This window comes from Hohaiivirga grylli (genome assembly GCF_039655745.1).
Taxonomy (GTDB): Bacteria; Pseudomonadota; Alphaproteobacteria; order Rhizobiales; family Beijerinckiaceae; genus Hohaiivirga; species Hohaiivirga grylli.
In genome coordinates, this window is sequence record NZ_JBBYXI010000001.1 from 638,038 (window position 1) to 651,196 (window position 13,159).

A 13,159-nucleotide genomic window follows, 5' to 3' on the forward strand; every position below is an offset into this window, starting at 1 on the left:
GATGCTACCCTATGAACTTCTGAGGAGAACGAGATTTCTCCTGAGGTGGAGAGACGTAACTGACTGAGCTGACTGGCGGAGGCGGCTTTTTATGAAAGCGGATACCTTTGAGCCACAGCTTCAAAGCTTCCCAATGGATTCCGCATATAACCTTGACTGGCATCAGGGGGAGTGTCGCGGTCAGCCAGAGAATATATCTTATGCGCATCGGCTGCCGTTCCCCTGAAAATGTTGCAACAAGTGTTGGGGCTGTATTCTCTGTTTCAAGAATATGGATTTTCAGATGTTTTTCCGGGGGGGTAATGCGGAAGTTGTAACGCATTCCCATTTCCATAAACGGAGAAACATAGAAATTCTTGTCAAAGGAATGGCGTATCCAGTCAGGGTATTCTTCAATATCCGGGATTATCACGACATAGCTGTGACGTTGCCCAAATGTATTGGAGACTTCGTAAATCAGACCCTTGAGCTTATGTTCGCAATCATAGGCATAATAGATTGCGATTGGGTTGAATGTGTAGCCAAGGATACGCGGGTAGGCGAGGAGAAAGACCTGACCACCTGCGATGTCGAGACCCTGCTTGGCAAATACGTCTATGGCATATTGTCTTAAAGAAGAGTGGTTGCCATCACCGTGATCTTTTTGATGAAAGCTGATGAGATTAAAGCGATCAACAGAGAAGAGCCAACACTGCCGGTTGGCTTCTTCAAGGCGCCCGAGATCAATCAATGTATAAAAAACACGATAGCTAAAACGGTGTCCAACAGGTTTGAGGCGCGCATGCATTACCTTCCCCGGATACAGAGATACGGCATCGAACAAAGGATTGCGGCTACTCTTCAAACCGGGTTTCATCATTCTGCGGCCTCCAGCATAGGGCTTTGCTCCCAGGGGATGATTCCGCCAAGTGCGCGTGCAACGTCAAAGCCTGATTTCAGACCATCTTCATGGAAACCATATCCAGTCCAGGCACCACAAAACCATATATGCCGTTTACCCTGAATGTCATTCAGTCTGGTCTGGGCTGTCATGGCGGCGGCATCAAATTGCGGATGCGCATATGAAAAACGCCCGAATACATGTTCTTCTGGAATATCTCTGTCTGGGTTTAACGTAACGAATAGTGGAAACGTCTTGTCAATATCCTGCAGGATATTCATCCAGTAGGTAACGCAGAGATCTTCTTGTCTCTGAAGACTTTGATGAACATTCCAAGATGCCCATGCAGCTCTACGCCGTGGCATGAGCCGCTGATCTTTGTGCAGGATGACATCATTGGAGCGGTATTTGATTGAACCAAGGATAAGCTGTTCTGCTTCACTTGAATCCTCAAGCATTATCAGAGCTTGATCTGAGTGAGTTGCGATGATGGCCTTATCAAATTTTTCTGTCTTACCATCTTCAGTTTTGAGGATGACGCCATCAGTATCCCGTCGGATACTGATAACTTTCGTGTTTTTCCGAATTCTATCCGCAAAAGGCTGGGTCAGCACTTTAACATATTCTCGGCTGCCGCCGGAAACAGTACGCCAGACAGGTCTGTCCCACTGCAACAGATGATGATTTCTGAAAAAGGCTACATAACTTTCCGCCGGAAAATCCGGAATTCTTGTGATGGGCATTGACCAGATAGCGGCTCCCATCGGGATAAGATAATAATCCTGCAGCTCTTTGGAGAAGTGACTTTCATCAAGGTATTCACCAAGTGATAGGCCTGTCAGCCTGCCTTCTTCCAGATCTTTAATTGCTGTCTTTCCAAACTTCCTGACTTCCAGCAACATATTCATAAAGGATGGAGAGAATAGGTTTTGCTTGCGCGCGAATAGTCCGCTCAAGACATTTTGCGATCTTCCGCACCATTCTTGGCCACTGGCCTCATCTGATAGGGAAAAGCTCATGTCAGAATCTTGTGTTCTGACACCAAGATGGGACATCAGATTGGTGAAGTGCGGGTAGTTTAATTCGTTATAGACGATAAAACCCGTGTCAACCGCGACTGACGTCTTGGCATTGGCAACCTCAACCGTTGCGCTATGCCCGCCCAGACGTCCTTCTTGCTCGAAGATTGTCAGATCAATGTTTTTGTTATGGGAGAGGGCCCAGGCAGCTCCGTTTCCTGCTATACCTGTTCCAACAATGGCAATGCGCATTTCCTAAAACCTCCGTATTGAATCTGTTACGAACGGAAGAGGGTTTTGGTTTTAGAAAAATGATTTTTTCATGTAAGGTTCATCTGCAGAGTCTATTTTATGCTTAATTTCTTGATTTAAGGGCATAAAGCACCAGCTAATGACAGATTTTAGCTGTCATGCTCTTGATCACTGAAAAAGAACCTTTAAATATTTTACCATTAGATTCGTTAATCTTCTGCGCCGGGATACGGCGTTAAATAAGGAACAAACTATGTATCGTCGTATTCTGCCTGCAATTTCGCTTCTGGCCGTTCTTGCTTCTCCTGCTGTTGCTCAGCAGCAGACAAACAGCTCAACAGTTTTCGATAACTGGCTGATGAACTGCAGCACTCAGACGGATAAGGACAACAAGACACTCAAGGCTTGTGAAGTTCGCTCCACTCTGATTGTTCAGGATCAGCAGACAAAGCAGCAGGGCGTTGCCGCTGTTATCGCTGTTGGCCGTGCCATGACAGAAAAGACAATGCGCGCAGCTGTTCAGCTCCCAATCGCAGCTCAGCTCAACAAGCCAGTTAAGCTGGCAGGCGCTGATGACAAGGCACTCATTGATCTGCAGTATGCAGCTTGCCAGCCACAGATGTGTTCTGCTGTTGCTGATCTGACAGACGCTCAGGTTGCCGCTCTCAAGAAAGCTGGCGAGAAAATCTTCCTTGTTTACACCAATCAGGCTGGTCAGGAAGTTAAGCTTGATGCTGCTACAAAGGGTCTGAGCCAGGCTCTGGATACACTCGCTCGCGAGAAATAAGAGATTTAGTTTAATCTTAGAAAAGCCCCTGTCAGGTAACTGACAGGGGCTTTTCTATTCAGGTTATAAGGCCGTTATGATCTGATATCCGGCCCATGTTTCATTTGGTTTCAAAGTGATTGCAGATTTAATCTGACCAGCTTCAACGCACACCATGAATTTATAATCTTCATCCGGCATATCAGCCATTTTCATGCTGCCTTCATGGCCGGGATTCCAAAGCACAGTGTCTGGCATATTTTTACTTTGAATAAGCAACTGGCGTTTTTGATCGTGAAGATAAAGCGTGTCGGGTGCATCATAGTAGATACGGTCACACGCTCCGGAAAAGGTAATGGCTTGTCGTGTTTCTATCTGGTTAGTCAGGCTGTCGATCTTATCCAAATAAGACGTTCCCGACAGATTATTTATTTTGGCGTGAGCAATATCGGAAATACGGAAGTAGCTATGTAAGGCAGCAGTGAACTCAAAATCCTTCTGTCCGGTATTTGTGACCTGTAACATCACGGAAAGCTGATTTTCGGTAAGAGCAACAAGTAGTTCAACTTGAAAAAGATGGGGCCAGAGAGAAAGGGTCTCTTCTGTTGCTGATAAACGGAACCGGGCCTGTGAAGGCTTTCCGTCATCAACGTAATGCCACATCATGGTGCGGGCAAAGCCATGGAAGTTACCAGGGCCATGATCTGCAAATTGCGGGAAGCAAATTGGAATGCCCCCACGTATGGCTTTATTCCTGGAAAAATCTGCATGCTCGGAAAGATAAAGCTCTTCTTGGCCATCAGCTGTCTTCCATGATAGGACATGAGCGCCAAACAAACTAACCGTAGCTTCATCTCCTTCAGGAGAGGTAATCCTGATTGTGGGTATACTGGATGGTATCAGCATCGTTTTCCTGAAGGAGCTTGAGAGTTTATTTGCGAATGATATCTGACGTGATGTCTTTAACCCGGCTCACACCAGTCAGTGCCATTGAGGTGTCGAGTTCTTTGGCGATGATGTCAATCGCTTTAGAAACACCCGCTTCCCCTGCAGCTCCAAGACCATATGCAAAGGAGCGTCCGATCATGCAGGCATCTGCACCCAGTGCCAGTGCGCGCAGCACATCCTGACCTGAGCGAATGCCGCTATCGAATAGAATTTGGGTTTTACCCTGCACGGCATTTACAATTTCAGGTAATAGGGAGATCGTTGAAGATACACCGTCCAGCTGTCTGCCGCCGTGATTGGAAGCAACAATCGCTGCAACATCCAGGCCAGCTGCAATCCTTGCGTCTTCTGCGTCAGCAATGCCCTTTAAAATGAGTTTGCCTGGCCATAATTTACGAATCCACTCAACATCATTCCAGTTTAGGGTCGGGTCAAACTGGCTGGCTGTCCATTTTGAAAGCGAGATAACATTATTGGCGCCCTTGATATGGCCAGCCAGATTACCAAATGTTTTGCGTTTTCCTCTGAGAACGCTCAATGCCCATGCAGGTTTGGTGGCAATATCAAGAATATTTGCAAGGGTTGGCTTGGGTGGCACAGTCATGCCGTTTTTAACGTCGCAATGCCGCTGCCCAAGAATTTGCAGGTCGAGTGTTAAAACGAGGGCACTGCATTTTGCTGCAATAGCGCGCTCAATCAGGCGTTGGATAAAATCCCTGTCTTTCATGACGTAAAGCTGAAACCAGAAGGGCTTCTCAACTGCTGCTGCAACGTCTTCGATAGAGCAGATTGACATTGTGCTGAGGCAAAACGGGATACCGGCTTTCTGAGCTGCACGGCAGGCCAGAATTTCACCATCGCCATGCTGCATGCCGCTTAAGCCAACGGGGGAGAGAGCCAGAGGCAAGGCAGCTTTTTCACCGATAATGTCGGTTGAAAGATCCCTGTTGTCGACATTCACAGCAACCCGCTGCCGCAGATGTATCTGCTGCAGATCATGGGTATTGGCCTTTAAAGTTGATTGGGTATAGGAGCCGTGATCCACATATTGGAAGAAAGCTTTCGGGACACGTTTCTTTGCAATGGTACGTAAGTCATCAATGGACGTAACTTTGGAGAGATCTGGTTTAAACAGCATGATCTGTCTTTCTTGTCGTATTCTTATTTCTCTGGGGCATATTGCATCTCACCGTTGCCAAATGACCAGTTCTCTTTGGCGATGTCGATGAGATTAATAAAAATATCCTCTTTCCGGATATTACCTTTTGCATGGATTGTATCGGCAACTAAATGGTAAAAACTCTGCTTCACGTCAACAGAACGTCCGGCATTCCAGATGATCTGGATGAAGATGATGTTCTCTGAGTAATTAATACCCAGATACCCTTCAGATGGGTAAACCAGCTCTCCGGATTCATGACGCGTAATAATCTGGAATTTATCTCCGGCAGGAACATTCGCCACCTCCCGCATAGCATCATAGACGGCATCTCCAACAATTTTGGCGAGTCCTTCTGGTGCGCTTTTATGAAGATCAATTCTGACGAGTGGCATTGCGCTTCTCCCTGAAAATTATGAAAGCTATCTCATTGTAATAAAAGCTATGAGTATTGTAAGCCATGCCTATTTGGCAGCCAGATATTTTTACAGATTAAAAATAAATTTTTCCTCTCAGGAACCAATTTAGCCAATCATCATTTTAGATAGATAATCAGATTCAAGGGTTCGTTGATATTCAAATTGTCTGTCCTAGAATCCTGATCGTCATGCAGAAGATAACTTTTTGCGGGATGTAAGCACCAGTGAAGCGTCCATAAATCTCAGGAGAGAAAAATGTCGACTATTATGTTGCTGTATAAGGAAGCAGTCGGATTATCCCGCGAAACACATGCGAAGAAAAAACTGAAGACCGAGAATGATTTTTCGTTTGCAGCCGGGGTTCACTGGATGCCTGTTGCTGGTGCTGAATTTTATGCAGCCGCTCGGAATTATCCCATTGTGTTCGTAGAAGAGAATAAAGAGTTCAGGCCGATATTATTGCTTGGACTGGAAGTTGGGCATAATGAGTTTGTTGATAAAGACAACCACTGGAAAGCCAATACTTATCTGCCGGCATTCGTTCGTCGCTATCCATTCGTTCTTGCTGAAACAGATGGCAAGAATAATGAGTTTGCTGTCGCTATTGACCCGACCTACTCAGGCTGGAGTGAGACAGAAGGGCGTGAACTATTTAACGAAGACGGGACAAACAGCCCATTTCTGGATGAGATGATGCAGTTTATGAACAGCTTTACGGCTGAGATGCAGCGTACGGCTGAGTTTGTGAAAGAGCTTGATAGATTAAAATTATTAATAAAGAAATCTGCTGATATCCGTAGTGCAGATGGACAGCTGTTCCAGGTTCAAGATTTGTATATGGTTGATGAAGAAGCTTTTAGTAAAATCTCAGGTGATGAATTGGAGAAATTAAATAAATCCGGCCAGCTTGGATGGGTATTTGCGCATCTAATGTCTCTTGCAAATTTGCCAAATCTTTTTGATCTCCATAAAGCAAGAAAATCAGCAGAGAATTCATAATTAAAACTTTATTTTACATATAACTTCCCTTTAACTTATCCGGTGAAGGGAGGTTATTTATTGATATAAACGATAACTGCTTAGCTTGTTGTCAACTAAATTATGAAAAAATATACTTGAAATAAATAGAGTGGAATATATTTCTTAGAACAGGAGGGCAGAAAGAGTTCCTCTGGTGAAAATAAACAGCTTCAAAATGAAGCGTTAAATTTGGTCTTGCTGGATTGTCACTTTTAAAGTGACGCACTGTTGCCGTTGTTCTTTTCAGACGCGGCGGAAAGAAAATTCAATGGATGCAATCGATAAAAAGATTCTGACTTTACTTCAGAAGGATGCGAGCATTTCTCTGGCGGTTCTCGCGGCACAGATTAATCTGACGACAACACCGTGCTGGAAGCGTGTTCAAAGACTTGAGCGCGATGGGTATATTACAAAACGTGTGGCTCTTGCGTCTCCAGAAAAACTAAACCTGAAGGTTTCAGTGCTTGTTACCGTCAAGACAACAGGACTGTCAGCCGACCAGATTAAAAAGTTTGTGAGTGATGTCTCCGGGACAGCCTATGTGCTGGACTTCTTCCAGCTGGATGATGCAGATACTTATTCAATCCGTTTGGTTATGCCAGATCGTGCTGCCTATGATGTCTTCCATAAGCGTCTGGTTGATGACCTGCAGATTAAAGATATTACAACGAATTTTGTATCTCAGTCTCTTAAGCAGACAACAGCTTATCCTGTAAGTGCTTTGACTGTACGTAAGTAAGCTGTCGAGAGAATTTATAGAGTTTTATGATAAGGCGGGCCCGTGTATTCGGCCCGCCTATCTTTTATTAGCGCTCAAGAACGATACGGCCCGCCTCTGTACGATACTGCCAGCCACATCGTTCCATTTCCGGATCAATATGCTCTTCTTCCGGCCAGCCAACACAGAGAACTGCGATTAACTTCCACGTATCCGGAACCTTTAGTGTGGCCTTGATTTCTTCAGGGTTCAAAATAGATACCCAACCAACGCCAAGACCAAATGCCCTTGCGTAGAGCCAGAATGTCGAGATCATTCCACTGACTGAAAAATCAAGTGTCTCCGGCATTGTCTGACTGCCCAGACCTGATCCTTGCGGGGTTGCATGATCACAGAAAATTGCGAATTGAAGAGGTGCTTTATCCAGCCCCTCCAGTTTGAGCGATGCATAAAGCTGAGCAGCTTCACCTTTATAGTTCGCCAGAGCCTCTGAATTGCACTTCTTAAAGTTCTCACGCAGGGCTTGTCGTGATGCCTTCTTGGAAATGCTGACCCAGCGCCATGGCTGTGAATTGCCAACTGATGGCGCGAGCTGAACCATATCGAGAATATGATTGATCAGCTGTTCCGGAACGGGTTTCTCGATAAAGCGCCTGACATCCCGGCGCCATGCGATCAGATTGGCAAAATGGGCTTGAAACTCTTCGTCAAACTTCGGAGGTTGCTGAGCGAAAGATGTTAAACCATTCATGTGCCCGTGACCCCTTTCATCACTATGTCAGATTACACCCATGGCTTTCAGGAATAGCGGAACGAGAACGGTTGTCAGCAAAGAACATATTCCCATGCCAATTCCCGAAAATGAACCTGCAACCTGACTCTGCGATAGAGAATAGGCTGTTCCAAGACCATGGCAAGCAATACCTGCGGCTATGCCACGTGCGCGCTGGTCATCAATACGACAGAGGCTCATAAGAGGGCCGATAATCATTACGCCGGTTATTCCGGTAATCATGACAATAGTCGCTGTCAGTGTTGCATCGCCGCCCAGTGTCTGGCTGATGCCCATGGCAACAGGTGTTGTAATGGATTTTGGTGCCAGAGAAATCATCAGCTCTTTTGAGGCTCCCATCATCTTGGCAATAATCAGTGTTGCACCAGTTGCGACTATGGCACCAACAACCAGTGCTGCCGAAATTGGCAGAAGTGAGCGTTTCAAAATGCCCCGGTTTTCATAAAGTGGAATGCCAAGCGCAACAGTTGCTGGTCCCAGCAGGAAATGGACGAATTGGGCACCCTCAAAGTAAGTTTCATAAGGGGTGTTGGTCAAAGCTAAAATTGCGCATAGAGCCGCCGTTGAGAAGACGACAGGATGCAACAGGGCATGTCTGTTTGATTTGATTGATATGTAGTCGGCAATAACATAGGCAATCAGCGTTGCGGTTAGCCACAGCAGAGGTGTTTTTGACAGATAGACCCAAAGATCAAAGGAAGGCGTATTCATTTATCCGACTCCTTGGAGCCGACAAGGCGGGCAACAAATATGAAGGTATAAGCTGAGGCGGCGAGGGCAAGAATGGTCGATGCCATAATGGCGATGGCAATAGTCCAGCCATTATGTGCAAAAATATCCAGTTTCTGAATAATACCAACACTGGCTGGGACAAACAGGATCGACATATTGGCAAGAATATACTTGCCGGTTTTCTCAACCGAGTAATAGGCCGGACTGCTCGATACGGGAGCAAAATTATCCCGGGCCCATAAAAAGACAAGTAATAAAACCAGACCAAGAACGGGCCCCGGAACAGGAAGCTGGAAAGCATGAGAGGTGATGTTGCCGATAAGCTGGCAGAGTAAAATAACAGCAATACCGAAAAGCATTGTTTTATTCCGTTGATTGTTCTTCGTTAGATGCTGGGAAGATTTGGGCATCGTGATTCTGAAAGAGTTTAAATGCGCCTATTTTTCTGAGAGGACAACCCTGAAATAAACATTTGAACGCATTTGAAAAAAAACTCAGGCTATCCAGAGAGAGCTGTTTTGCGTTCCGCCATTTACCTATTTTAATAAAAGCATTGCTCTGGAGCTTGATTTGATGCGGGCGCATAAATTAGCTTATCGTCTCACTTGAAGAAGAAACTTCTTTCTCTAGTTAACGGTCCGCAGGCAGAATTAAGGTCGTAATAGTCTGAAATATAATGATTTTTAGGTTTTTATTCTGTCTTTTGGTTGTTTTTTCTTTTTATGAGTAAAGATTTTGCAGGGTTTTCAAATGGATAATGGCAGTGTCCCGCCATTGACGTTTAAAAAATTCAATGCTGATATGGTTCTCTGCGGAACTCTCCGTGATCAGCAACTAGCATAGGAATATAACGTGAAACGGTCTTCTCTCCTCGCTACTATTTGCTTGCCTATTTTCCTGATGGCCAGTGCCGCCTCAGCTAAAACCCTCGTTTACTGCTCTGAAGGGTCTCCTGAAAATTTTGGCCCCAGCATCAATACAACAGGTACGTCATTTGACGTGATGGTTCACATCTATTCAAACCTGACAGCGTTTGAACGTGGTGGCACAAAGGTTGTTAATGAAGGCCTTGCTGAGAGCTGGGATGTTTCTGAAGATGGTCTGACATATACGTTCCATCTCAGAAAAGGTGTGAAGTGGCATTCAAACAAACAGTTTAAGCCAACACGTGACTTTAACGCAGATGACGTCATCTTTACATTCGAGCGTCAGTGGAAAGAAGACAATCCTTATTTTAAGGTCACTTCATCCAATCACACCTACTTCAACGATATGGGCATGGATAAATTCCTGAAGTCCATTGAAAAGGTTGATGATTACACGGTTCGTTTCGTTCTCAACCAGCCGGAAGCTCCATTCCTTGCCAATATTGCGATGCAGTTTGCTGGCATCCAGTCCAAGGAATATGCAGATGTTCTTATGAAGGCCGGTACGCCAGAGCGTATTGACCAAGATCCAATCGGAACAGGTCCGTTCTATCTGGTTCAGTACCAGAAGGATGCTATTGTGCGTTTCAAGGCTTTCCCAGATTACTATCTTGGCAAAGCGGCAATTGACGATCTCGTCTTTGCCATTACGCCAGATGCATCAGTTCGTTGGGCCAAGCTTCAGAAGGGTGAATGTCATGTCATGACATATCCAAACCCATCTGACGTCGAAGCCATGAAAAAGAATGCAAATATCACCATTCTTGAGCAGCCGGGTCTGAATATCGGTTATCTGGCCTATAACACGCAGAAGAAACCTCTGGATGATGTCCGCGTGCGTAAGGCGCTCAATATGGCTATGAATAAAAAGGCCATTGTTGAAACGGTCTATATGGATACGGGTATTGCAGCCGTAAATCCAATTCCTCCAACCCAGTGGTCATATGACGAAAACCTGAAAGATGATCCATATGATCCGGAAGCATCAAAGAAGCTTCTGGCTGAAGCTGGCGTGAAAGATCTTACGATTGATCTGTGGGCTCTGCCGGTTCAGCGTCCTTACAACCCGAATGGTCGTCGTGTTGCTGAGTTGATGCAGGCTGACCTTGCCAAGGTTGGGGTTAAGGCTGAGATCAAGTCCTATGAATGGGGCGAGTATCGTAAGCGCTTGCAGAATGGTGAGCACATGGCTGGCCAGTTCGGCTGGACAGGTGATAATGGTGATCCGGATAACTTCCTGAACCACCTGCTTGGCTGTGATGCAGCCGTTCAGGGTGGCGGTAATGTTGCTAAGTGGTGTAATCAGGAGTTCCAGAAGTACGTCTCTGAAGCTAAAACGATCACTGATCAGGCAAAGCGTACTGAACTGTACAAGAAAGCTCAGGAAATCTTCAAAAAAGAAGCTCCTTGGTTTACCATTGCGCATGCGGTTCAAATTGGACCAATCCGCAAGGAGGTGACAGGTTATAAGCTTAGCCCGTTCTCACGTCACTACTTCTATGGTGTTGACATTCAGGGCAAGTAAGGCTCTGTAAGCATTGAGTAACAGCGGGACGGCATATCGCGTCGCCCCGCTTTTTTTAGCTACGTGATTAGTTGGTTCATGATCCGATTTATCTTCACACGCCTTAGCCTGATTATCCCGACATTCATCGGGTTAACATTGGCCGCATTCTTTCTCATCCGCCTTGTCCCCGGCGATCCGATTGAAACTCTTGCTGGTGAACGTGGCATTTCGCCAGAACGCCACGCGCAGCTGTTGGCGGAATATGGGCTCGATCAGCCTTTGATCGTTCAATACGGTTATTATATCCAGCGCCTGTTTCATGGTGATCTCGGTCAGTCCATTGTAACCAACACATCTGTCTGGACAGAATTCAAAACACTGTTTCCGGCAACGCTTGAGTTGGCTATCTGCGCTATGATTTTTGCGCTTGTTATTGGTCTGCCGGCTGGTGTTTTTGCAGCCTTGCGGCGCAATACCATTGTTGACCAAGGGGTCATGGGTGGTGCGCTGATTGGTTATTCCATGCCAATCTTCTGGTGGGGTCTGCTACTGATCATGCTGTTCTCAAACACGCTGGGATGGACACCGGTGAACGGTCGTATCTCGGTAATGTACTTTTTTGAGCCAGTAACCGGTTTTATGCTGATTGACAGCTTATTGTCAGGCGAAGAAGGGGCTTTTGCATCAGCTGCCAGCCATCTCGTCCTGCCCGCTGTTGTTCTGGGTACCGTGCCGCTGGCTGTCATTGCCCGTATGACACGTTCTTCAATGCTTGAAGTCTTGGGTGAGGATTATATCCGGACGGCACGTGCCAAAGGCCTGCCTGCGTACCGCGTTATTGCCCTTCATGCTCTGCGCAATGCGCTCATTCCGGTTGTGACTGTCATCGGCCTGCAGATTGGTGTGCTGATGACCGGGGCAATTCTGACAGAATATGTCTTCTCCTGGCCGGGCGTTGGTACATGGCTGCTTCAGGCCATTATGCGCCGTGATTACCCTGTTTTGCAGGGTGGTATTCTTCTGATTGGCTGTATGGTCATGCTGATCAACCTCTTGGTTGACCTCGCCTATAGTTTCATCAATCCACGTATCAGGTCATCACGATGACAGTACAGGCTTCTACTCCGACACAATCACATGAGCAGATGTCTGCTCCGCCACACCCATTCCGTGAGTTTTGGGGATATTTCTCTGCGAACAAAGGTGCTGTTGCCGGGCTGGTCTTTATCAGCATACTCGTCTTCTGCATTCTGTTTGCCGACCTGATTGCCCCTTATGGTTTTAGTGGCAGTAATACGGATATCCGACTGACGCCTCCTGTCTGGCAGGAAGGTGGATCGTTTGCCCATATTCTGGGAACGGATGCTATTGGCCGTGATATGTTTTCACGGCTGATCTATGGCACGCGCTATTCATTGGCTATTGGGGCGATGGTTGTTGCCCTGTCAATTATTGTTGGCACAACTCTTGGGCTTGTTGCGGGGTTTGCGCGTGGCATGGTGGAAACAGTTATCCTGCGCGTGATGGATATTATTCTGACACTTCCAAGCTTACTGCTGGCACTTGTTATCGTCGCAATCCTTGGGTCTGGTCTATATAATGCAGTGATTGCTGTCGCTGTAGTAATCCTGCCGCATTATGTGCGTCTTGTTCGTGCTTCTGTCATAACAGAAACAGCCAAGGATTATGTGACGGCGGCACGTGTTGCGGGTGCCGGTAGGCTGCGTCTGATGTTTCGTGAAGTGCTGCCAAACTGCCTGGCTCCGCTGATCGTTCAGGCATCTCTTGGTATGTCGACTGCCATTCTTGATACTGCTGCCCTCGGCTTCCTTGGTCTTGGTGCACAGCCACCACTGCCCGAATGGGGAACCATGCTGGCGGATGCCCGCGAGTTCATTGGTGCTGATTACTGGTGGGTTGTGACCTTGCCGGGTATCGCTATTCTTTTAACTGTTGTTGCCTTTAATCTGTTGGGCGACGGTCTGCGCGATGCGCTAGATCCAAAACTGAAGAGCTGAGC

General features: G+C 46.5%; 14 protein-coding genes. 6 read left to right on the top strand and 8 right to left on the bottom strand.

From position 1 onward, the window contains the following. Positions 1-4 precede the first annotated feature (4 nt). Together WJT86_RS02735 and WJT86_RS02740 are read right to left on the bottom strand one after the other, a co-directional pair. Positions 5-859 (bottom strand): DUF1365 domain-containing protein, encoded by an 855-nt coding sequence (locus WJT86_RS02735; protein WP_346335952.1) that lies wholly within the window; start codon positions 857-859, stop codon positions 5-7. Then, positions 856-2,151: an NAD(P)/FAD-dependent oxidoreductase gene (locus WJT86_RS02740; RefSeq protein ID WP_346335953.1), complete on the bottom strand. Its 1,296-nt coding sequence runs from the start codon at positions 2,149-2,151 to the stop codon at positions 856-858. Before WJT86_RS02740 ends, WJT86_RS02735 begins: the two co-directional genes overlap by 4 nt. Positions 2,152-2,404: 253 nt before the next feature. Here WJT86_RS02740 and WJT86_RS02745 point away from each other — a divergent pair, with 253 nt between their 5' ends. Further along, complete coding sequence (locus WJT86_RS02745; RefSeq protein ID WP_346335955.1) at positions 2,405-2,938, top strand: invasion associated locus B family protein; 534 nt, start codon at positions 2,405-2,407, stop codon at positions 2,936-2,938. A 63-nt stretch (positions 2,939-3,001) separates the two neighbouring features. On the opposite strand, the gene WJT86_RS02750 is transcribed toward WJT86_RS02745, so the two are convergent. From WJT86_RS02750 to WJT86_RS02760, 3 genes are read right to left on the bottom strand one after another with little or no spacing between them, the layout of a single operon-like run. After that, positions 3,002-3,823 (bottom strand): D-hexose-6-phosphate mutarotase, encoded by an 822-nt coding sequence (locus WJT86_RS02750; protein ID WP_346335956.1) that lies wholly within the window; start codon positions 3,821-3,823, stop codon positions 3,002-3,004. 25 nt (positions 3,824-3,848) lie between these two features. Next, complete coding sequence (locus WJT86_RS02755) at positions 3,849-5,003, bottom strand: alpha-hydroxy acid oxidase (protein WP_346335957.1); 1,155 nt, start codon at positions 5,001-5,003, stop codon at positions 3,849-3,851. 23 nt (positions 5,004-5,026) lie between these two features. After that, on the bottom strand, positions 5,027-5,419 hold the full coding sequence (locus WJT86_RS02760) for a tautomerase family protein (protein WP_346335958.1): 393 nt from the start codon (positions 5,417-5,419) through the stop codon (positions 5,027-5,029). A gap of 279 nt (positions 5,420-5,698) precedes the next feature. Here WJT86_RS02760 and WJT86_RS02765 point away from each other — a divergent pair, with 279 nt between their 5' ends. Next, entirely contained in the window at positions 5,699-6,442 is a 744-nt protein-coding gene (locus WJT86_RS02765) for a SapC family protein (protein WP_346335959.1), read from the top strand. A 289-nt stretch (positions 6,443-6,731) separates the two neighbouring features. Next, positions 6,732-7,202 carry an Lrp/AsnC family transcriptional regulator gene (locus WJT86_RS02770; RefSeq protein ID WP_346335960.1) on the top strand — a complete coding sequence of 157 codons (471 nt, stop codon included), beginning with the start codon at positions 6,732-6,734 and terminating at the stop codon, positions 7,200-7,202. A gap of 67 nt (positions 7,203-7,269) precedes the next feature. On the opposite strand, the gene bluB is transcribed toward WJT86_RS02770, so the two are convergent. Genes bluB through WJT86_RS02785 form a run of 3 tightly spaced genes read right to left on the bottom strand, consistent with a single transcriptional unit; the run spans position 7,270 to position 9,065 of the window. Beyond that, complete coding sequence (gene bluB / locus WJT86_RS02775; protein WP_346335961.1) at positions 7,270-7,932, bottom strand: 5,6-dimethylbenzimidazole synthase; 663 nt, start codon at positions 7,930-7,932, stop codon at positions 7,270-7,272. Positions 7,933-7,959: 27 nt separating this feature from the next. Beyond that, positions 7,960-8,685 carry an LrgB family protein gene (locus tag WJT86_RS02780; protein ID WP_346335962.1) on the bottom strand — a complete coding sequence of 242 codons (726 nt, stop codon included), beginning with the start codon at positions 8,683-8,685 and terminating at the stop codon, positions 7,960-7,962. Further along, entirely contained in the window at positions 8,682-9,065 is a 384-nt protein-coding gene (locus WJT86_RS02785) for a CidA/LrgA family protein (RefSeq protein ID WP_346335964.1), read from the bottom strand. Before WJT86_RS02785 ends, WJT86_RS02780 begins: the two co-directional genes overlap by 4 nt. A 493-nt stretch (positions 9,066-9,558) precedes the next feature. Between WJT86_RS02785 and WJT86_RS02790 the strand changes: the two genes are divergently transcribed. From WJT86_RS02790 to WJT86_RS02800, 3 genes are all read left to right on the top strand, one after another. Beyond that, a complete protein-coding gene (locus WJT86_RS02790) occupies positions 9,559-11,157 on the top strand; it encodes an ABC transporter substrate-binding protein (protein ID WP_407066893.1) in 1,599 nt (532 codons plus the stop codon). Between the two features lie 78 nt (positions 11,158-11,235). After that, positions 11,236-12,246, top strand: coding sequence for an ABC transporter permease subunit (locus WJT86_RS02795; RefSeq protein WP_346335965.1), 1,011 nt, complete (start codon positions 11,236-11,238; stop codon positions 12,244-12,246). Beyond that, on the top strand, positions 12,243-13,157 hold the full coding sequence (locus WJT86_RS02800) for an ABC transporter permease subunit (protein ID WP_346335966.1): 915 nt from the start codon (positions 12,243-12,245) through the stop codon (positions 13,155-13,157). Before WJT86_RS02795 ends, WJT86_RS02800 begins: the two co-directional genes overlap by 4 nt. The last annotated feature ends 2 nt before the right edge of the window (positions 13,158-13,159 follow it).

Excerpts from the sequence above, each read along its gene's own strand:
- WJT86_RS02745 (WP_346335955.1), top strand. The coding sequence starts at position 2,405 with ATGTATCGTCGTATTCTGCCTGCAATTTCGCTTCTGGCCGTTCTTGCT.
- WJT86_RS02755 (WP_346335957.1), bottom strand. The coding sequence starts at position 5,003 with ATGCTGTTTAAACCAGATCTCTCCAAAGTTACGTCCATTGATGACTTA.
- WJT86_RS02795 (WP_346335965.1), top strand. The coding sequence starts at position 11,236 with ATGATCCGATTTATCTTCACACGCCTTAGCCTGATTATCCCGACATTC.
- WJT86_RS02765 (WP_346335959.1), top strand. The coding sequence starts at position 5,699 with ATGTCGACTATTATGTTGCTGTATAAGGAAGCAGTCGGATTATCCCGC.
- WJT86_RS02740 (WP_346335953.1), bottom strand. The coding sequence starts at position 2,151 with ATGCGCATTGCCATTGTTGGAACAGGTATAGCAGGAAACGGAGCTGCC.
- WJT86_RS02750 (WP_346335956.1), bottom strand. The coding sequence starts at position 3,823 with ATGCTGATACCATCCAGTATACCCACAATCAGGATTACCTCTCCTGAA.
- WJT86_RS02760 (WP_346335958.1), bottom strand. The coding sequence starts at position 5,419 with ATGCCACTCGTCAGAATTGATCTTCATAAAAGCGCACCAGAAGGACTC.
- WJT86_RS02735 (WP_346335952.1), bottom strand. The coding sequence starts at position 859 with ATGATGAAACCCGGTTTGAAGAGTAGCCGCAATCCTTTGTTCGATGCC.
- WJT86_RS02800 (WP_346335966.1), top strand. The coding sequence starts at position 12,243 with ATGACAGTACAGGCTTCTACTCCGACACAATCACATGAGCAGATGTCT.
- WJT86_RS02780 (WP_346335962.1), bottom strand. The coding sequence starts at position 8,685 with ATGAATACGCCTTCCTTTGATCTTTGGGTCTATCTGTCAAAAACACCT.
- WJT86_RS02785 (WP_346335964.1), bottom strand. The coding sequence starts at position 9,065 with ATGCTTTTCGGTATTGCTGTTATTTTACTCTGCCAGCTTATCGGCAAC.
- bluB (WP_346335961.1), bottom strand. The coding sequence starts at position 7,932 with ATGAATGGTTTAACATCTTTCGCTCAGCAACCTCCGAAGTTTGACGAA.
- WJT86_RS02770 (WP_346335960.1), top strand. The coding sequence starts at position 6,732 with ATGGATGCAATCGATAAAAAGATTCTGACTTTACTTCAGAAGGATGCG.